19 protein-coding genes are annotated in these 17883 nt (G+C 64.4%); 13 read left to right on the top strand and 6 right to left on the bottom strand.

Annotated features, from left to right (window positions below; genetic code table 11):
* Positions 1-16: 16 nt before the first annotated feature.
* Positions 17-664 (bottom strand): glutathione S-transferase family protein, encoded by a 648-nt coding sequence (locus AC0L3B_RS29915; protein ID WP_085395584.1) that lies wholly within the window; start codon positions 662-664, stop codon positions 17-19.
* A gap of 129 nt (positions 665-793) precedes the next feature.
* Here AC0L3B_RS29915 and AC0L3B_RS29920 point away from each other — a divergent pair, with 129 nt between their 5' ends.
* Together AC0L3B_RS29920 and AC0L3B_RS29925 are read left to right on the top strand one after the other, a co-directional pair.
* A complete protein-coding gene (locus AC0L3B_RS29920) occupies positions 794-1108 on the top strand; it encodes a hypothetical protein (protein WP_085384239.1) in 315 nt (104 codons plus the stop codon).
* A 128-nt stretch (positions 1109-1236) separates the two neighbouring features.
* A complete protein-coding gene (locus AC0L3B_RS29925; protein ID WP_018456486.1) occupies positions 1237-1515 on the top strand; it encodes a twin-arginine translocation signal domain-containing protein in 279 nt (92 codons plus the stop codon).
* A 146-nt stretch (positions 1516-1661) separates the two neighbouring features.
* On the opposite strand, the gene AC0L3B_RS29930 is transcribed toward AC0L3B_RS29925, so the two are convergent.
* The 3 genes from AC0L3B_RS29930 to AC0L3B_RS29940 form a co-directional block, all read right to left on the bottom strand.
* Positions 1662-1913 carry a GCG_CRPN prefix-to-repeats domain-containing protein gene (locus AC0L3B_RS29930; protein ID WP_007603074.1) on the bottom strand — a complete coding sequence of 84 codons (252 nt, stop codon included), beginning with the start codon at positions 1911-1913 and terminating at the stop codon, positions 1662-1664.
* A gap of 203 nt (positions 1914-2116) precedes the next feature.
* A complete protein-coding gene (locus AC0L3B_RS29935) occupies positions 2117-3124 on the bottom strand; it encodes an alpha/beta fold hydrolase (RefSeq protein WP_473381507.1) in 1008 nt (335 codons plus the stop codon).
* Between the two features lie 197 nt (positions 3125-3321).
* Positions 3322-4020: a winged helix-turn-helix domain-containing protein gene (locus AC0L3B_RS29940; protein ID WP_018456488.1), complete on the bottom strand. Its 699-nt coding sequence runs from the start codon at positions 4018-4020 to the stop codon at positions 3322-3324.
* A 165-nt stretch (positions 4021-4185) separates the two neighbouring features.
* Here AC0L3B_RS29940 and AC0L3B_RS29945 point away from each other — a divergent pair, with 165 nt between their 5' ends.
* Genes AC0L3B_RS29945 through AC0L3B_RS29955 form a run of 3 tightly spaced genes read left to right on the top strand, consistent with a single transcriptional unit; the run spans position 4186 to position 5743 of the window.
* On the top strand, positions 4186-4494 hold the full coding sequence (locus tag AC0L3B_RS29945; RefSeq protein WP_007603076.1) for an NIPSNAP family protein: 309 nt from the start codon (positions 4186-4188) through the stop codon (positions 4492-4494).
* Between the two features lie 37 nt (positions 4495-4531).
* Positions 4532-4882, top strand: a complete 351-nt coding sequence (locus AC0L3B_RS29950; RefSeq protein ID WP_018456489.1) for an antibiotic biosynthesis monooxygenase family protein — start codon at positions 4532-4534, stop codon at positions 4880-4882.
* A 51-nt stretch (positions 4883-4933) separates the two neighbouring features.
* On the top strand, positions 4934-5743 hold the full coding sequence (locus AC0L3B_RS29955; protein WP_085384241.1) for an isocitrate lyase/PEP mutase family protein: 810 nt from the start codon (positions 4934-4936) through the stop codon (positions 5741-5743).
* A gap of 57 nt (positions 5744-5800) precedes the next feature.
* Here the strand turns inward: AC0L3B_RS29955 and AC0L3B_RS29960 are convergent, their stop codons facing one another.
* Positions 5801-6193, bottom strand: coding sequence for a hypothetical protein (locus AC0L3B_RS29960; protein WP_018456491.1), 393 nt, complete (start codon positions 6191-6193; stop codon positions 5801-5803).
* 164 nt (positions 6194-6357) lie between these two features.
* Here AC0L3B_RS29960 and AC0L3B_RS29965 point away from each other — a divergent pair, with 164 nt between their 5' ends.
* The gene (locus AC0L3B_RS29965) at positions 6358-7011 is read left to right on the top strand and encodes a trimeric intracellular cation channel family protein (RefSeq protein ID WP_085351305.1); all 654 of its coding nucleotides are present in this window, start codon (positions 6358-6360) and stop codon (positions 7009-7011) included.
* A 1-nt stretch (position 7012) separates the two neighbouring features.
* On the opposite strand, the gene AC0L3B_RS29970 is transcribed toward AC0L3B_RS29965, so the two are convergent.
* Positions 7013-8239, bottom strand: coding sequence for a c-type cytochrome (locus AC0L3B_RS29970; protein ID WP_018456493.1), 1227 nt, complete (start codon positions 8237-8239; stop codon positions 7013-7015).
* Positions 8240-8519: 280 nt separating this feature from the next.
* Between AC0L3B_RS29970 and AC0L3B_RS29975 the strand changes: the two genes are divergently transcribed.
* The 7 genes from AC0L3B_RS29975 (at position 8520) to AC0L3B_RS30005 (ending at position 17862) form a co-directional block, all read left to right on the top strand.
* On the top strand, positions 8520-12011 hold the full coding sequence (locus tag AC0L3B_RS29975) for an indolepyruvate ferredoxin oxidoreductase family protein (RefSeq protein WP_473381508.1): 3492 nt from the start codon (positions 8520-8522) through the stop codon (positions 12009-12011).
* A gap of 404 nt (positions 12012-12415) precedes the next feature.
* Positions 12416-13573, top strand: a complete 1158-nt coding sequence (locus AC0L3B_RS29980; RefSeq protein WP_007611536.1) for a thiolase domain-containing protein — start codon at positions 12416-12418, stop codon at positions 13571-13573.
* Positions 13573-13962 (top strand): Zn-ribbon domain-containing OB-fold protein, encoded by a 390-nt coding sequence (locus tag AC0L3B_RS29985; protein WP_018456495.1) that lies wholly within the window; start codon positions 13573-13575, stop codon positions 13960-13962. Before AC0L3B_RS29980 ends, AC0L3B_RS29985 begins: the two co-directional genes overlap by 1 nt.
* 208 nt (positions 13963-14170) lie before the next feature.
* Positions 14171-15031: a MaoC family dehydratase gene (locus AC0L3B_RS29990; RefSeq protein WP_473381509.1), complete on the top strand. Its 861-nt coding sequence runs from the start codon at positions 14171-14173 to the stop codon at positions 15029-15031.
* 150 nt (positions 15032-15181) lie between these two features.
* Positions 15182-16060 carry an SDR family oxidoreductase gene (locus AC0L3B_RS29995; protein WP_473381510.1) on the top strand — a complete coding sequence of 293 codons (879 nt, stop codon included), beginning with the start codon at positions 15182-15184 and terminating at the stop codon, positions 16058-16060.
* Between the two features lie 28 nt (positions 16061-16088).
* Positions 16089-17042, top strand: a complete 954-nt coding sequence (locus tag AC0L3B_RS30000; protein ID WP_018455293.1) for a dihydrodipicolinate synthase family protein — start codon at positions 16089-16091, stop codon at positions 17040-17042.
* Positions 17043-17046: 4 nt separating this feature from the next.
* On the top strand, positions 17047-17862 hold the full coding sequence (locus tag AC0L3B_RS30005; protein WP_204511498.1) for an NUDIX hydrolase: 816 nt from the start codon (positions 17047-17049) through the stop codon (positions 17860-17862).
* Positions 17863-17883: the final 21 nt, after the last annotated feature.

Raw genomic sequence — 17883 nt, forward strand, 5'->3', positions numbered from 1 at the left:
TGACGCGGGCGCCGCGTCAGCGGGTCGCGTCCGCCGCAGCGAAATGCGCCATCTGGTCGGCGTGGGCCTTGGCGAAGGCCGGGCGGGCGGTGGCGCGCGCGACGTAGGCGCGGCAGGCGGGACTGTCCGCGAGCCCATCGAACTGATCGATGATGCGCAGCACGTCTGACATCAGGATGTCGGCGACGGAGAACTTGCCTGCCAGCCATTCGCGGCTGGCCAGCACCGCCTCCATGTGCTTGAGGCGGAGTTTTAGGAAGTCGTCGACAAATTTCCACGCGGCCGTATCGCTCGGATGACCCATGAACTTCGACATCGTCCAGGGCAGGCTCGCCATCTCCACCGAATTGAGCGCGGCGAACAGCCATTCCGTGGCTTGGTTGCGGCCGCGCGGATCTGATGGAATCAGCTTCGCGCTGAGGCCGCCGAGATGCAGCAGGATCGCGCCGCTCTCGAATATCGAGAGATCGCCGTCGGTCAGCCACGGCACCTGCCCGAACGGCTGGTGCGCAAGATGCTCGGCGCCGCGCCCGTCGAACGGCGCGCTCGCGACGCGATAGGGCAATGCGGCCTCTTCGAGCGCCCAGCGCACCCGAAGGTCGCGCACGAAACCGCGCGGGGGCGGGGGAACCCAGTCGAAGGTGGTGAGCGTGAGGTCGGGCATGTGGTGTCTCCGTCTGCTGTTCAGGCATAGGACGGGTGAGAGATGCGCGTTCCGACACCGGTGCCGTCCTTTTTTGTCGTCGCCGACGTCATCGGCTAGTCTCACCCCAAACAACAGGAGGAAAATCCGATGCCGTCAGCCTTCTTCGTCGTCCGCGCCGTCGTCGCCGATGCCGGCAAGCGCGCCGCCTTCGACAGGTGGTACGAGACCGAACATCTGCCCGACGCGATGAAGGCCTTCGGCGTGAGCAAGGCCTGGCGGTTCTGGAGCCTCGACGATCCCTCACTGCATCAGGCGATGTATCAGTTCGCGAGCGAGGCTGCGCTGCACGCCATGCTGAAGGGCGAAGCGCTGACGCAACTGGTGGCCGATTTCAACCGCGATTGGCCCGACGTGACGCGCACGCGCGAGTTGCTGGTGCTGGCGCAGGAGTTTGGCAAGTAGCGCCCGGCGGCGGGCTGTCACCGTCGGAGTCGCAGCGAAGCTGAACGCGCGATTCAGCTTCGGTTCATGTCGTCACCACGACACTCGCCTCTGCATCACTGGCACGACCATCCAAGAGGAAAGAAGTCATGGAGCGCCGGAACTTTTTAAAATTTGCAATCGGTGTCGCGGCCGGAGCTGCCGCGTTCACGACCGCCGCAAAGGCTGCGCCGCTGGCGCCGCAGCCGCTCGGTGACCCCCGCATGCCGCAAGGCAATCCCGACGCTCATCCCGCAGTCACCAGCAGCGAAGAAGCCGCGCAGTTGAAGCCGGAGCAGGTGCACTGGCACGGCCGCCATCGCCATTGGGGTTGGCGCCGCCGTCACTGGGGCTGGCATCGCCGGCGATGGCACCGCCGCCATTGGTAAGCTTCGCGCACCAGGCTTGAACGGGGACCGCGATCGCGGTCCCCGTTCTGATTCGAAACATCCCGGTGCGACGTCAGGCGCTCAAAAAGAAAATGGCCGCGCAGGCTTTCGCCGCGGGGCCATTTCGCAATGCGAAAAAAACGAGATCAGAACGGGCGGCAGCGGCCGGCGTACCAGCGGAAGCCGTAGGGGCACACGCGGGCGCGCGGCACGACCACGACAGGGGCCGGCGCAACCACGATCGGACCCGGGCGGACAACGACCGGACCGCGCATCGGGCGGCAGCCGCCATAGGCGCCGCGGTACCAGCCGGGGCCGCAACCGCCGGCGGCGCTCGCCGCCTCGCTGAAACCAACGACCGCGCTGGCGAGCATCACGGCGGCAAACAGGTATTTCATTTGATCTTCCTTCTCGTCCTTGGGTGTAGGTTTTGGGGGCAGGTAGGAGGGCTTGGCGCTTTTCGGCGCACCATGAATCAAAAGACACGATTCGACACGTTAAAATCGCAACATGCCGACACGACGCCAGCCAAATCTGCCAATCATGACCTGAATGCGGCATGAACATTCCCCGCACGCGGCTCCGGACGACAGCAATGACGCTAGCGGCCGAGAAAGCCCAGGACTAGCTCCCTGTACTTCTCAGGCGCCTCGAGGAAGACGAGATGGCCGGTATCCGGGATCACCTCGGCCCGCGCATTCGGCATCTTCGCCGCGAGTGCCTTCGCCAGCTCGGCGTTCTCTCCCATTTTCGCGCGCAGCGCCTCCGGCGCGTTCGGCCGGCCCGGAGCGTTGTGGTCGTCGGCGCCCATGATGAATAGCGTCGGCTCGGTGATCAGTGCGAGCTCGTGCGCCACCGGCTCACGATAGATCATCTGGCCGGAACTGACGAAGGCACGCAGCCAGCGCGGATAATCCGGGCTGCCCTTGATGTTGAAGCGGGCGTCGATGAACGGCGTGATCGCGTCCGGCGGCAGCTTGATCGCATAATTGGTCTGAAGCTGCTTGCGATAGCCATCGGCCGTGAGCTTGTCCTCGGTCTCGATGATCTTCTCGGTCGGCGTCGGCGGTACATAGAGGCGGTAATCTTCCAGCCCGATCGGGGCCGTCAGAACAAGGTGGGCGACGCGGTCGGGAAAGGCGCGGGCGATGCGGACGCCCAGCATGCCGCCGAGCGAATGGGCGACGATCTCGGCCTTGTCGATGTTGAGGTGATCGAGCAGCGCGATGGTGTTGCGCGCCAGATTGTCGAAATGCAATTCGCCGATCGGCTTGGAAGATTTGCCGAAGCCGATCTGGTCCGGCACCACAACGCGGAAGCCGGCCTCGCTCAGCATCTTGATAACAGGCGCCCAGTAGCTCGACGGGAAATTGCGCCCGTGCAGCAGCACGACGGTGCGGCCGTTCGGCTGCGCAGGCGGCACGTCCATATAGGCCATGCTGAGCTGCTCGCTGTCATTGATCAGAGGCAGCAGGTGCACGGGATAGGGATAGGCAAAGCCTTCGAGCGCGATGCCGTAGGGTTCGCGCGGGGCGGTGTCGGCGGCGTGGGATGTAAGAGGAGCGGCGAGAAGAGCCGTGCAAAGCACGGCCGGGAGGAGGCGGATCATTGAAGGCTCTGAGTCATGTTGGCGCTAGGAGACACATTCTCCGTCATGCCCGGGCTTGGCCCGCCTGCGCGGCCGAAGCCGCTTCGGCGAGGCGAAGGCCCGGGCATCCACGTGGTGCCACGCAAACTGCACTAAAGACGTGGATGGCCGGGTCAAGCCCGGCCATGACGACGAGAGACGCTTACACGCGCTTGTGTTCAGTCCTTCGCAGTCCCGAACAACGCGGCAAACTGCTTCTCGCCGGTGCGCGTAAAATTCACCACGCGGCTGCCGGGCGTGGCGTCGCGGGCAGCCCATTTCAGCTCGGCGAAACGCTGCATCATGGCGGCGCCCAGCGTGCCCGCGAGATGGTGACGCCGCTCGCTCCAGTCGAGGCAGGCCTTGCAGACCGGCCGGCGGGGATGGGCGAGCATGTCGGGCGAGATCTGCAAATGCTTCGCCAGGAAGCGCTCGCCCTCGGCCGTCAGCTCGATCTCTTGCTTCTTCTGCCTGACCAGGTTTTGCGCGCGGAGGGTGTCGAGCATCTGCACGCCGAGATCGCCGGCGAGATGGTCGTAGCAGATCCGGGCACGCCGCAGCGCCGGATCCTTCGGCCCGGTGCGCACGCGCATATGGCCGGTCCGCGCGGCGAGGCCCGCAAGCCCCTCCAGCACCCCGGCGACATCGTCGTCGGTGAGGCGGTAGTAGCGGTGGCGGCCCTGCTTCTCCGGCTCGATCAGGCCACCGGCCTCGAGCTTGGAAAGATGCGAGCTCGCAGTCTGCGGCGTGATGCCGGCCTCCTGCGCCAGCTCGCTCGCGGTGAGCGCGCGGCCGTTCATCAGCGCCGTGAGCATGTTGGCGCGTGCGGGATCGCCGACGAGCGAGGCGATCATGGCGATGTCGGGACCTGATTTCATGCTTCGATGGTAGCCGAAGCATTGCGGTCGGGCAAGCGCGTAGCGTGGGGTTGTTCGTCATTGCGAGGCGCGAAGCGACGACGCAATCCAGGCTGCCTCCGCAGAGGGATTCCTGGATTGCTTCGCTGCGCTCGCAATGGCGGTGTGGAACCAGAGGAGCCCATCATGTCCGTCACCGTCTTCATCCGCTACCAGCTCGATCCCTTCAAGCGCGCGCAGTTCGAGGAGTATTCGAAGCGCTGGCTCACCATCATCCCGAAATGCGGCGGCGATCTGATCGGCTATTTCATGCCGCACGAGGGCACCAACAATATCGCGTTTGCGCTGATTACCTTCGAGAGTCTGGCTGCGTATGAGGCCTATCGCGCCCGGCTGCGTCAGGATACGGAAGGCATGGCCAACTTCCACTTCGCCGAGGAGCACAAATTCATCCTCGCGGAAGAGCGCACGTTTCTGCGCCAAGTGGTTCTGTAAGTGGTATCGTAGGCCATCAACGACAGGAGAGACGCCCATGATCGCCGTGATCTTCGAGGTCTGGCCGAAGCCGGAACACCGCCAGGATTATTTCGACCTCGCGGCCGACCTCAAGCCGATCCTGCAAACCATCGACGGCTTCATCTCGGTCGAGCGTTTCGAAAGCCTGACCGAGAAGGGCAAGATCTTATCGGTGTCGTTCTGGCGGGACGAGGCGGCCGTGCAAGCCTGGCGCAACACGATGGAGCATCGCCGCACCCAGGCCAAGGGCCGCGCGAAAATCTTCGCCGATTATCACTTGCGTATCGCCAGCGTCATCCGTGACTACAGCATGAATGATCGCGAGCAGGCGCCGAAGGACAGCCGCGCGGTGCACGACGCGCACTAGCGCTCGTGGCGGCACGTCCCCATCTCTGCGCGGCCAACAAGGGAGAGAAACATGCACGTGACAACTGCTGACAAGCGCGCGGCCTTCAGGAAGCTGCACGAGAGCGGCTGCTTCATCCTGCCCAATCCGGTCGACGTCGGCAGCGCGAAAGCGTTGCAGCATCTCGGTTTCAAGGCACTCGCGTCGTCGAGTGCGGGCTTTGCCTGGACCATCGGCAAAGCCGACAACCACGTCACCGTCGAGGACGTCTGTCAGCATCTGGCGGCATTGAGCACGTCGGTCGACATCCCCGTGAACGCTGATTTCGAGGGCGGCTTTGCGGTCGAGCCGGACAAGGTCGCGGAGAATGTCGAGCGCTGTGTGCGCACCGGCGTTGCCGGCCTGTCGATCGAGGATTCCACCGGCGACAAGGACAAGCCGATCTACGAGCGCGCGCTCGCAGTCGAGCGCATCAAGGCATCGCGCAAGGCGATCGGCGATAGCGGCGTGCTGCTGGTCGGCCGCTGCGAGGCCTATCTGTGGGGCGTGACCGACCTCAAGTTGGTCATCGACCGGCTGACGGCCTACGCAGATGCTGGCGCCGATTGCCTTTACGCGCCGGGCCTGAAGAGCCGCGAGGACATCGCCGCGGTGGTGAAGGCTGTCGCACCCAAACCGTTCAACCTGTTGATCGGCGGCTCCGGGCTGTCATTGCAGGAAGCTGCCGATCTTGGCGTGCGCCGGATCAGCGTCGGCGGTTCACTCGCTCGCGCCGCCTGGGGCGGCTTCATGCGGGCCGCGAAGGAAATGGCGGAGAAGGGGACCTTCGCGGAGCTGGCGAGCGGCTATCCCGGCGGCGAGCTCAACAAGATGTTCAGCTAAGACAAACGAAAGCGGCGGGATCTGAATCCCGCCGCTGTTGCATATTGTTGCAATTCGTTACTTCGCGCCGTCAGCGGGTGCCGGCGTATCCGGGGCCGCCTTGCTCGGCGCGGCGCCCGTGGTCACGCCCGGCCCGGTATTGGTGCGCGGCGTCACGTCGCGCATGCCGGGAGGTGCGGCCGGATTGGTGGCCGGTGCCTGCTGCGCTGTCTGCGTCGCCGGCGTGGTGCTGGCCTGGTTGCTGGTGCCGGTGTTGTTCAGGCCGTAGAATACGGCACCCAGCACCAAGGCGATTGCCACTGCGAACAGGGCTACTTTGCCGCTGGAGGCGGGGCCTTCGCCAAGCTCCGGGTCGACCTGAAGCTGGGCATCCCGTCGCGCCGCATTGCGATACTCATCATCGGCGAGATTCGGGCGGTACGGATCGTTGATAAAACGGTCGTCAGCCATCGATTGGTTCTCCTCGATCATTGCGGCGGGACAACCCGTGGATGCGAGATTCTGTTCCGCCCTCCTTAATGCTTTCGTCGCATGTTGCGCCCGCGGCGGGAATCGGGAACCTGTTCGCTAGGGAACCTGACGCGTAAGCTCCGCTGACGGAAGGGAACAAAGCGATGTGGAGCTTGCCGCCGAGCGATTATAGCGTGCTGCATCTGTTGTCGCTGGTTGCGGTCGCGGCGCAAGGCATGACCGCCGCGCTCGCTGCCGGCCGCCGCAGCATGGATTGGCTCGGCGTCTGCTTCCTCGGCTGCATCACGGCGCTCGGCGGCGGCACCTTGCGCGATCTCTTCCTGGGGCATTATCCGTTGGCCTGGGTGCAGAACCCCATCTACCTCGCACTGGCCGGAGGCGCCGCCTTCCTCACCATCCTGATGGCGCGCCTGGTGCACCGGCTGAAACTGGCCTTCATCGTGCTCGATGCCATCGGCCTCGTCGTCTTCACCATGACCGGCTGCGACATCGCCTGGCAGATGGATGCCACGCTGCCGATCGTCATCGTCTCCGGCATGGTGACCGGTTGCGCCGGCGGCGTGTTGCGCGACGTGCTCTGCAACGACGTGCCGCTGCTGTTCCGCTCCGAGCTCTACGCCAGCGTCTCGGTGGTGACGGGATTGTTCTATGCCACCGCGTTCGGTCTTAAGCTGAACGCCGAGCTCTGGACCATTTTGACATTCGTCCTCGGCATCAGCTTCCGCCTGCTGGCGGTGCGCTACAAATGGGAGATGCCGAAATTCGTCTTCACGGAAGAGGAGGAGCGGGAGCCTTGAGCTACGGCTCCTGCTTCCGCGCCCTCGCCACCTGCGCCGGCGTCACCAGCGGCGCGGCGTTGCCCCAGGAATTGCGGATGTAGTTCGTCACCGCCGCGATCTCTGCGTCGGACAGCTGGTTGGAATAGGCCGGCATCTCCCCGGTGTTGGGCGCGCGCGGGGTCGTCACGGTGTGGGCGCCGTCGAGGATGATGCGCAAGGTCGAGGACGGATTGACCGATTGCAGCAGCGCGTTGGCAGGCAGCGGCGGATAGATGCGCGGTGCGCCGGATCCGTCGGCCTCGTGGCAGGCGATGCAGAACTTGGCGTAGATGGCCTGGCCGGCCTTCATCTCGGCATCGTCAGGCGGCGTCACGATCGTCTCACGCCGTGCCGGCGGCAGGTTCTTCAGGTAAACCGCGATCGCGCGCACGTCGGCATCGCTCATCTTCGAAGTCGAATTGACGACCACCTCCGCCATCAGCCCGCTGGCATGGCTCCTGGCGTTGCGCCCGCTCTGAAGATATTCCGTGATGTCTTCGACACTCCACGATTTCAGCCCGGTGCGGGCGGCGCCATCGAGCCGTGGCGCGTACCAGCCGCCCACCTCGTTGCCCGCGAGGGCCTGCGCCTGCTTGTCCGCGCCAAAATAGTTCTTCGGCGTATGGCAGGCGCCGCAATGACCGAGCCCGGTGACGAGATAGCCGCCCCGATTCCACGCCGCGCTCTGGCTCTGGTCCGGTTCGAACAGGCCGGGTTTGAAATAGACCATGTTCCAGATCCGCATCAGGCCGCGATAGCCAAACGGCCAGCGTAGTTCCGGCGGCTTGTTGCGGCTGGTGACGGCCGCGAGCGTTCCGAGATAGGCCCGGATCGCCAGCGTGTCGTCCTTCGTCATCCGCGTGAAATAGGGGTAGGGGAACGCCGGGTAATAGTTGGAGCCGTCTGGGGCGACACCGGTGCGCACGGCGCGAGTGAAATCGGTGTCGGTCCAGGCGCCGATGCCGGTGTCGCGGTCCGGCGTCAGGTTCGGGGCATAGATCGCGCCGAATGGTGTGTCGATGCGCTTTCCGCCCGCGAACGGTTTGGCGGGATCGGCGGTGTGGCAGCCGGCACAGTCGCCGGCCTCCACCAGCGACTTGCCGTAGGCGATCAGCTCCGGTGACGGCTCGGCGGCGCCGGCCGCGCTCGCAACCGCACTGCACAACGCCAGGCCCACGAGAGCCAGGCCAGTGAGAATCGTCCGCATCGAAAGCCTCTCCTGCGACCCATCGACGCCGTCCCGGATGACGGGGCGTCAATTCGTTGCGCGACGGCGGGGGTATGGTGACACAAAATGAAAATCGCGGATGCCAATGCAGCCACGAAATTGCGATTTTTACCCGGCGCTCCCTTTGGTCCAGAATTGTGATGCGGAGCGTGAAATATCCGACATAGAGTGGCGGAAATGGTCGGCGCGCCCTAGCTAAAAACAACGGGCAGGCAACGGCTTAAGCAGCCAAGCGCTCAAAAGGGCGGAAGAGGACATAATGGGCATCAACCAGGGTCCGATCAGTCTCGATCAGAAATACACCCAGGACACCGGACATATTTTCACGACGGGCATTCAGGCCCTGGTCCGGCTGCCGATGGCCCAGATCCGGCGCGACCGTGCCGCGGGATTGAACACCGCCGGCTTCATCTCCGGCTATCGCGGCTCGCCGCTCGGCGGCTATGACCAGCAGCTCTTCGCCGCGCGCAAGCATCTCGAGCAGTACAACATCAAGTTCCAGCCCGGCGTGAACGAGGATCTGGCCGCGACCGCGGTCTGGGGCTCGCAGCAGCTCAACCTCTCGCCCGGCGCCAAGTATGACGGCGTGGTCGGCATCTGGTACGGCAAGGGCCCCGGCGTCGATCGGTGCGGCGACGTCTTCCGCCACGGCAATGCCGCGGGCTCCGCCAAGAACGGCGGCGTCTTGTGTCTCGCCGGCGACGACCACGGCGCAAAATCCTCGACGGTCCCGCATCAATCCGACCACGCCTTCATGTCGGCGCTGATGCCCTATCTCTACCCGTCGAGCGTACACGAGATGATCGAGATGGGTCTTCTGGGTATCGCGATGTCGCGCTACTCGGGCTGCTGGGTCGGCATGAAGGTGATCACGGAGACGGTGGAGACCACCGCCGAGATCGACCTCACCGACGAGATGACGCCGTTCGTGATCCCGACCGATTTCGAGATGCCCGAAGGCGGCCTCAATCTGCGCTGGCCCGACGACCGCTTCGCCCAGGACCGCCGCCTGCAGGACTACAAGGGCTTTGCCGCGATCGCCTTTGCACGCGCCAACAAGGTCAATCGCGTCACCATGGACTCGCCCAACGCCCGCTACGGCATCATGGCGTCCGGCAAGAGCTACGAGGATATCCGTCAGGCGCTGCGCGAGTTCGGGATCACGCCCGAGGTCGCCGCCAAGATCGGACTTCGATTGTACAAGATCGGCATGCCGTGGCCTCTGGAGCCGGAAGGCGTCAGGCAATTCGCTGTAGGACTCGAGGAAATCTTCATCATCGAAGAGCGCCGCGAGATCGTCGAGAACCAAGTGAAGCAGGAGCTGTTCAACTGGCGCGACGATGTCCGTCCCCGCATTATCGGCAAGATGGACGATCACGACAAGCGCTTCCTTCCCTTTGCCGAAGAACTCAGCGTCGCCTCGCTGGCGAGCTCGCTGACCGAGCGGCTGCTTCGACTTGATCTCAATCCCGAAATTGCAACGATGCTGCGCGCCAAGGCCGATTGGTTCAACGGCCGCCAGGCGTCGCAAATGCAGGCGACCGCGCCTGTCGCCCGCACCCCGTATTTCTGCTCCGGCTGCCCGCACAACACCTCGACCAAGGTGCCCGAAGGCAGTCGCGCCTTTGCCGGCATCGGGTGCCACTTCATGGCACTGTGGATGGATCGCTCCACCGAGACCTTCACCCACATGGGCGGCGAGGGTGTGCCGTGGGTCGGCGTTGCCCCCTTCACAAAGGAAGAGCACGTCTTCGCCAATCTCGGCGACGGCACGTATTTCCACTCCGGCAGCCTCGCGATCCGCCAGGCGATCGCCTCCGGCGCCAACATCACCTATAAGATCCTCTACAACGACGCGACCGCGATGACCGGCGGCCAGCATGTCGACGGGGAATTGTCGCCGCAGCAGATCACCTTCCAGCTACACAGCGAAGGCATCCGCGAGATCTATCTGGTCTCAGAAAATCCCGACGCCTATCCGGCGAACGAGATCGCGCCCGGCGTCAAGACCGCGCATCGTGACGAACTCGACGCGGTCCAGAAGACCCTGCGGAAGGTCAAGGGCGCGTCCGCGATCGTGTTCGTGCAGACTTGCGCCGCCGAGAAGCGGCGCCGCCGCAAGCGCGGCACGATGGAGGATCCGGCGCGCCGTGTGCTGATCAATCCTGCAGTGTGTGAAGGCTGCGGCGATTGCTCGGTGCAATCGAACTGCATTTCGGTCGAGCCGCTCGAGACCGAGTTCGGCCGCAAGCGCGCCATCAACCAGTCGACCTGCAACAAGGATTATTCCTGCGTCAAAGGCTTTTGCCCGTCCTTCGTCACCGTCGATGGCGGCAAGATGCGCAAGCGCGCGCCGGCGGGCGTCGGCGATATCGGCGATCTGCCTGAGCCGGCATCGCGCCCCAACCTGGACAAGCCCTACAACATCGCTGTCGGCGGCGTCGGCGGGACCGGCGTGCTGACGATCGGCGCGCTGCTCGGCATGGCCGCCCATATCGAGGGCAAGGCCTCGATGATCCTCGATATGTCGGGCCTGGCGCAAAAGGGTGGGGCGGTGCTGAGCCACGTCCGCCTGTCCGATCATCCGGCCGAGGTGACCTGCTCGCGCATCGTCACGGGCACGGCGGATGTCGTGCTCGCCGCCGATGAGGTGGTCGCGGTTGCCAAGGACACCATCTCACTCTGCGACAGCAGCCGCACCCGCGGCATCATCAACAGCCACGTCATTCCCACCGCCGACTTCGTCCTCAACCGCGATTTCAACTTCCAGACCCGCAAGCTGAACGGGTTGCTGGAAACCGCGCTGCACAAGGACTCGGTATTTTTCGACTTCACCAAGCCGGCCGAACAGCTGCTCGGCGACAGCATCGCCACCAACATGATGATGATGGGCTACGCCTATCAGAAGGGCCTCTTGCCGTTGTCAGCGGAGTCGATCGAGCAGGCGATCGAGGTCAACGGCGTCTCGATCAAGATGAACAAGGAAGCCTTCCGCCTCGGCCGCCTCGCGGTCGCCGATCCCGCACGGCTTGCCGGCATGCTGAAGGGAACGGATGAGGTCGTTGCGCCCAAGTCACTGGACGCAATGACGCTCGACGAGGTCATCGAGCATCGCACCAGGCATCTCACGGCGTACCAGAACGGCCGCCTCGCGAAACGCTACCGCAAGCTGGTCGATCAGGTCAGCGACGTCGCCAGGCAGGGCGGCTATGACGAGGCGCTGACCCGCGCCGTTGCGGTCAACTACGCCAAGCTGCTGGCCTACAAGGACGAATACGAGGTCGCGCGCCTCTACACCGATGGCGCCTTCGAAAAGCAGCTCCGCGACCAGTTCGAAGGCGACTTCAAGTTCAACTTCAACCTGGCCCCGCCCATTCTGAGCAGGGGCGTCGATGCGCTCGGCCGCCCGAAGAAGCGCGCCTTCGGCCCGTGGATGCTTCCGGTGTTCCGCGTGCTGGCAAAATTCAAGTTCCTGCGCGGCACGCCGCTCGACATCTTCGGTCGCAGTGCCGACCGCAAGCTCGAGCGCGATCTGATCGCCGGCTACGAGAAGGACGTCGCCACCGTGCTCGGCCTGCTGTCGCCGCTGACGATCGATACCGCGGTGGAGCTGCTCTCGCTGCCCGACCGCATCCGCGGCTACGGCCCGGTGAAGGAGAAGGCCGTAGCAGACGCCAAGGCCCGCTACGCCCAGCTCGCCGCCGACCTCGCGAACCCGCCGCCGGCGCCGAGGCAGATCGCGGCGGAGTAGAATTTTCGTGGGGTGGACTCGCTAATCCGCCCTGCAAATTCCTGTTTGAAATCAACCACCGTTCTACTGTGCATGGGGTTGTTTCCGCGAAAAAACATTTTTCGATAAAACGAAATCACTTGTGCCGTCGGGCAAAACAGCTTTAGGGTTCTGCCCGTCGTTCCCATCATTGCGAGCGCAGCGAAGCAATTCCAGAGTGCGTCCGCGGAAAGATTCCTGGATTGCTTCGCTGCGCTCGCAACGACGACTGCGGCAGCAGGGCCTTCCACCGCACCTCGGATGATGCGGCGGCCATTTGCGCCAGCCCGCTGCCCTCTCGCCCGACGGAATATTTCCGCGCTTGCCAACAGGGCGGCAGCGGTTCAGAAAAAACCGGAAGTGAGAAACGCCAGCGGAGACCTTATTTGACCATCAAGGGCAAGGCCTACATTGCCGGGATCTACGAACACCCGACCCGGCACGCGCCGGACAAATCCACCGCGCAACTCCATGCCGAGGTCGCCAAGGGCGCGATCGAGGATGCCGGGCTCAGCAAGGACGATGTCGACGGCTATTTCTGCGCGGGCGACGCCCCGGGCGGCGCCTGGCCGATGGTTGATTATCTCGGGCTGAACACCAAAAAACTCCGCCATGTCGATTCCACCGAGACCGGCGGCTGTTCCTACATCATCCATCTCGGCCATGCCGCTGAAGCGATCGCCGCGGGCAAGTGCTCGATCGCGCTGATCACGCTGGCCGGCAAGCCGCGCACCGGGGCGATGCCGCCGCGCGCGGCGGGCGCCGAGGCCGATTTCGAGACGGCTTACGGCGCGACCACGCACAATGCCTATGGCATGTGTGCCATGCGCCACATGCACGACTATGGCACCACCAGCGAGCAGCTCGCCTGGATCAAGGTCGCGGCCTCGCACCATGCGCAATACAATCCGCATGCGATGCTCAAGGACGTCGTGACCGTCGAGGACGTCCTGAACTCGCCGATGATCTCTGATCCCTTACATCGCATGGATTGCTGCGTGGTCTCCGACGGCGGCGGCGCGCTGATCGTGACCACGCCTGAAATCGCCAAGAGCCTGAAGAAGCCTTTGGTCAGGCTGATCGGACACGGCGAGGCGATGAAGGGCCCGCGCGGCGGCAAGGATCTCGACCTCACATACTCCGCCGGCATCTGGTCCGGCCCGCGTGCCTTCGAGGAAGCCGGCATCACGCCGAAGGACATCAAATACGCCTCGATCTACGACAGCTTCACCATCACCGTCCTGATGCAGCTCGAAGACCTCGGCTTCTGCAAGAAAGGTGAGGGCGGCAAGTTCGTCGCCGACGGCAATCTGATCTCGGGCGTCGGCAAGCTGCCGTTCAACACCGATGGCGGTGGCCTCTGCAGCAACCATCCCGTCAATCGCGGCGGCATGACCAAGATCCTCGAGGCCGTGCGGCAACTGCGCGGCGAGGCGCATCCGAAGGTGCAGGTCAAGAATTGCGATCTCGCCATCGCCCACGGCACCGGCGGACTTTTGGGTGTTCGCCACGCCGCCTCGACGGCCATTCTGGAGCGCGTGTGATGAGCGAAGCCAAGAAATATCCGGCCCCGGTGACGAACCCTGAGACAGCCGCGTTCTGGGATGCGGCCAAAGAGGGCAGGTTCATGATCAAGCGCTGCACCGCGTGCGGCGAGGCGCACTATTTCCCGCGTGCGATCTGCCCGTTCTGCTACTCCGACAAGACGGTGTGGGAGCAGTCTTCGGGCGAGGGTACGATCTACACCTACAGCTTGATGCGGAAGTCGCCGACCGGCCCTTACGCGATCGGCTACGTCACGCTGAAGGAAGGCCCATCGCTCCAGACCAATTTCGTCGATTGCGATCTGACGACGTTGAAGATCGGCCAGAAGGTGAAGGTGGTGTTCAAGCCGACCGACGGCGCGCCGCTGCCGTTTTTTACGCCGGCGTAGTCGCTTTCTTCCCTTCTCCCCTTGCGGGAGAAGGTGGCGCGAAGCGCCGGATGAGGGGTCTCTCTCCACCGAGAGATTGTTCGATGCGGAGCGAACCCCTCACCCAAACGAGTTTGTTGCGAGCACCTTGGAGCCCTCTCCCGCAAGGGGAGAGGGCGCATCAATGGGCGCCGCCATTCGCTGAAACTGCCGGGAGGAAACAACAAAAATGTCCGCCAGATACGACGAACTCAAAGGCCTCAAAAACCTCGGCCAGAAATATGCCTACACCGACCGCGAAGTGATGCTCTATGCCTACGGCATTGGGCTTGGCGCCGATCCGATGGACGAGAACGAGCTCGCCTTCGTGAACGAGGGCACGCTGACGCCGCGACCGCTCAAGGTGGTGCCGACTTTTGCATCCGTCGCCGCGTGGGGCGCGGGGCCTGGCGAGATGAACCTCAACCGCGTGATGGTGGTGGACGGCGAGCGCGACATCACCTTCCACCAGCCACTGCCGGTCGCCGCGCACATCACCGCCGATTCCTCCGTGGTCGAAGTCTACGACAAGGGCAAGGACAAGGGCGTGGTCATCAGCCATCAGACCGTGCTCAAGAACGAGAAGGGCGAGAAGCTGGCAACTCTGGTCGCCTCCCGCTTCGCCCGCGGCGACGGCGGCTTTGGCGGGCCGAACCTGACCCAGCCGGATCCGCACAAGAGCCCGTCCCGCGCACCCGACACGACCATCGACATCGTGACGCGTCCCGACCAGGCGCTGGTCTATCGTCTCTGCGGCGATCGCAACCCGCTGCACTCCGACCCTGAGTTCGCGAAGAAGGCCGGCTTCCCACGTCCGATCCTGCACGGCATGTGCACGTACGGCATCACCTGCCGCGGCGTGCTCCAGACCTATGCCGATTACGACGCTTCCGCCTTCCGCCAGCACGTCGCGCGGTTCTCCTCGCCGGTCTATCCCGGCGAGACCGTGACCATGGACCTCTGGAAGGACGGCGGCGTGATCTCGTTCGAAGCCAAGGTAAAGTCGCGCGGCATCACTGTGATCAAGAACGGCAAGACGGTGCTGGGGTGATGATGCCGCTCGACGCGCTCTGAGTTATTTCGTCATGCCCGGGCTTGTCCCGGGCATCCACGTTCTTCGCGCGGTTGGCGATCAAGTTCGTGGATGGCCGGGACAAGCCCGGCCATGACGGAGCAAAAGAACAAAACAGGGAGAGCCACCATGGGACTACTCGACGGCAAGGTTGCGCTGATCACCGGCGCGGGCGGGGGGCTCGGTGAGGCCTACGCAAAGCTGTTCGCGCGGGAAGGGGCCTCCGTCGTCGTCAACGACCTCGGTGGGCCCCGTGACGGCTCCGGCGCCGACACATCGATGGCGCAGCTCGTGGTGGATGCGATCAAGGCCGAAGGCGGCAAGGCGGTCGCCAACGGCGCCGACATCTCCACCATGGAAGGCGGCCAGTCGGTGTTCGACGACGCCATCAAGCATTTCGGCCGCGCCGACATCCTCGTCAACAATGCCGGCATTCTGCGCGACCAGACCTTCGCCAAGGCGTCTGAGTCCGACTGGGACAAGGTCATCCAGGTGCATCTGAAGGGCACCTTTTGTTGCACCATGCCGGTATTTCGCTGGATGCGGGAAAACGGCGGCGGCGTCATCGTCAACACCTCGTCGACCTCGGGCCTGATCGGCAATTTCGGCCAGAGCAATTACGGCGCGGCCAAGGGCGGCATCTGGGGCCTGTCCAACGTGCTGGCAATCGAGGGCCGCAAATACAACATCCGGATCTGGACGCTTGCGCCGGGCGCGCTGACCCGCATGACCGCAGACCTGCCCCGCTATAAGGAGAACCCCGGCGCGGCGCTGGGTCCGGACGGCATCGCGCCGGCCGTGCTATACATGGTCAGCGACTTGTCCGGTGACCAGACCGGCAAGGTGCTGGGCGTGTCCGGGCCCCGCGGCGTGCGCGAAATGCGGATGATGGAAATGGACGGCTGGAAGCCGCCGCACACGGGCTGGAAGGCCCAGGACATCGCCGATCATGCCAAGGAGATCTTCTTCTCCGAAGAGCAGATCAAGATGGGGGCGCGGCGGTTTTAGCCATCGACAGAGAGAAACAAGGACAACGATGAAACTTACCGCCGACGCCAAGGGCACCTTCGCAATCGCGCCGACGCCGTTCCACGATGACGGCCGGATCGACGAGCGCTCGATCGACCGCCTGACCGATTTCTACGAGGAGGTCGGCTGCGACGGCGTCACTGTGCTGGGCATCCTCGGTGAGGCCCCGAAGCTCGATGCCGCCGAGGCCGAACAGGTGGCGGTACGCTTCGTCAAGCGCGCCAAGAAGATGCAGGTGATCGTCGGCGTCTCCGCGCCGGGCTTTGCCACCATGCGCTCGCTGGCGAAGGCCTCGATGGATGCGGGCGCGGCCGGCGTCATGATCGCGCCGCCGCCGTCGTTGCGGACCGACGACCAGATCGTCGGCTATTACAAGCAGGCGGCCGAGGCCATCGGCCCCGACGTGCCCTGGGTGCTCCAGGACTATCCGCTGACCTTGTCGGTGGTGTTCACCCCGGCCGTGATCCGCAAGATCGTCACCGACAATCCGAACTGCGTGATGCTCAAGCACGAGGACTGGCCGGGGCTGGAAAAGATCTCGACGCTGCGCAATTTCCAGAAGGACGGCTCGCTGCGGCCGCTTTCGATCCTCTGCGGCAATGGCGGGCTCTTTCTGGACTTCGAGATGGAGCGCGGCGCCGACGGCGCCATGACCGGCTATGCCTTCCCCGAACTCCTGATCGACGTCGTGCGGCTTTCGAAGGAAGGCAAGCGCGACGCCGCCCATGATCTGTTCGACGCGCATCTGCCGCTGATCCGCTACGAGCAGCAGCCCGGCGCGGGCCTTGCCGTGCGCAAATACGTGCTGCAGAAGCGCGGCATCATTGCCTCCAGCGCCCAGCGCAAGCCCGGCGCCACCATCACCCCGATGGCGAAGGCGGAGGTCGATTACCTGCTGTCGCGCGTCGCCCGCGTCGACAAGCGCGCCAATCTCGGCCCGCAATCCAGCGCCGCAGGTTAGTCGAATGGCCGAGGCATCAGCATCACGCCCTGCGTCGACGATCCTCCTGCTGCGCGACGGCGTGACGGTCGACGGCAAGAGCCGCGACGAAATCGAAGTCTTCATGATGGTTCGCCATCATCAGATCGAGTTCAATTCGGGCGCGCTGGTGTTTCCTGGTGGCAGCGTCGATGCCGGCGATCAGGAGATCGTCAAGCGCTCCGACCTGTATTCGGGCGGCGAGGGGCTGAGTGAAGCGGACCGCGGCTTTCGGATCGCCGCGATCCGCGAGACCTTTGAGGAAAGCGGCATCCTGCTGGCGCGCTCGAAGGACTCGGGCACGCCTGTTGATGCCAAGCGCGCCGGCGAAATCGCCGATGCGCATCGCGTCGCGCTCAACGAGCACAAGATCAGCTTCCTGAGCATTCTGGCCGACAACGGCCTCCAGCTCGCGCTCGATACGCTGGTGCCTTACGCACACTGGATCACGCCCGAGGGGATGCCAAAACGTTTCGACACCTGGTTCTTCCTTGCGGCAGCACCGCCCGACCAGCTCGGCGCGCATGATGGCCGGGAGTCGACCGACTCGATCTGGGTCTCGCCGCGCGAGGCGGTGGAGGGCGGCGAGAGCGGCCGCTTCAAGCTGCCGTTCCCGACAACGCGCAATTTGATCCGGCTCGCCAAGCAGGGCAGCGTGAGCGCAGCGCTCGAGCACGCCCGCGGCATGTCCGTCGTGACGGTGATGCCTGTCATGACCAAGACCGAAACCGGCCGTCAGCTCCGCATTCCCCGCGAGGCCGGCTATGACGGTGAGGTGTTCGAGGTCGGGGCCATCGGCTAGGACACTTCGATACAAAGCGAA

The organism is Bradyrhizobium sp. Kon56, assembly GCF_055807635.1.

Bases quoted from the DNA above. Each gene is read 5' to 3' on its own strand.
- AC0L3B_RS29915 (WP_085395584.1), bottom strand. From the start codon at position 664: ATGCCCGACCTCACGCTCACCACCTTCGACTGGGTTCCCCCGCCCCCG.
- AC0L3B_RS29920 (WP_085384239.1), top strand. From the start codon at position 794: ATGCCGTCAGCCTTCTTCGTCGTCCGCGCCGTCGTCGCCGATGCCGGC.
- AC0L3B_RS29925 (WP_018456486.1), top strand. From the start codon at position 1,237: ATGGAGCGCCGGAACTTTTTAAAATTTGCAATCGGTGTCGCGGCCGGA.
- AC0L3B_RS29930 (WP_007603074.1), bottom strand. From the start codon at position 1,913: ATGAAATACCTGTTTGCCGCCGTGATGCTCGCCAGCGCGGTCGTTGGT.
- AC0L3B_RS29935 (WP_473381507.1), bottom strand. From the start codon at position 3,124: ATGATCCGCCTCCTCCCGGCCGTGCTTTGCACGGCTCTTCTCGCCGCT.
- AC0L3B_RS29940 (WP_018456488.1), bottom strand. From the start codon at position 4,020: ATGAAATCAGGTCCCGACATCGCCATGATCGCCTCGCTCGTCGGCGAT.
- AC0L3B_RS29945 (WP_007603076.1), top strand. From the start codon at position 4,186: ATGTCCGTCACCGTCTTCATCCGCTACCAGCTCGATCCCTTCAAGCGC.
- AC0L3B_RS29950 (WP_018456489.1), top strand. From the start codon at position 4,532: ATGATCGCCGTGATCTTCGAGGTCTGGCCGAAGCCGGAACACCGCCAG.
- AC0L3B_RS29955 (WP_085384241.1), top strand. From the start codon at position 4,934: ATGCACGTGACAACTGCTGACAAGCGCGCGGCCTTCAGGAAGCTGCAC.
- AC0L3B_RS29960 (WP_018456491.1), bottom strand. From the start codon at position 6,193: ATGGCTGACGACCGTTTTATCAACGATCCGTACCGCCCGAATCTCGCC.
- AC0L3B_RS29965 (WP_085351305.1), top strand. From the start codon at position 6,358: ATGTGGAGCTTGCCGCCGAGCGATTATAGCGTGCTGCATCTGTTGTCG.
- AC0L3B_RS29970 (WP_018456493.1), bottom strand. From the start codon at position 8,239: ATGCGGACGATTCTCACTGGCCTGGCTCTCGTGGGCCTGGCGTTGTGC.
- AC0L3B_RS29975 (WP_473381508.1), top strand. From the start codon at position 8,520: ATGGGCATCAACCAGGGTCCGATCAGTCTCGATCAGAAATACACCCAG.
- AC0L3B_RS29985 (WP_018456495.1), top strand. From the start codon at position 13,573: ATGAGCGAAGCCAAGAAATATCCGGCCCCGGTGACGAACCCTGAGACA.
- AC0L3B_RS29990 (WP_473381509.1), top strand. From the start codon at position 14,171: ATGTCCGCCAGATACGACGAACTCAAAGGCCTCAAAAACCTCGGCCAG.
- AC0L3B_RS29995 (WP_473381510.1), top strand. From the start codon at position 15,182: ATGGGACTACTCGACGGCAAGGTTGCGCTGATCACCGGCGCGGGCGGG.
- AC0L3B_RS30000 (WP_018455293.1), top strand. From the start codon at position 16,089: ATGAAACTTACCGCCGACGCCAAGGGCACCTTCGCAATCGCGCCGACG.
- AC0L3B_RS30005 (WP_204511498.1), top strand. From the start codon at position 17,047: ATGGCCGAGGCATCAGCATCACGCCCTGCGTCGACGATCCTCCTGCTG.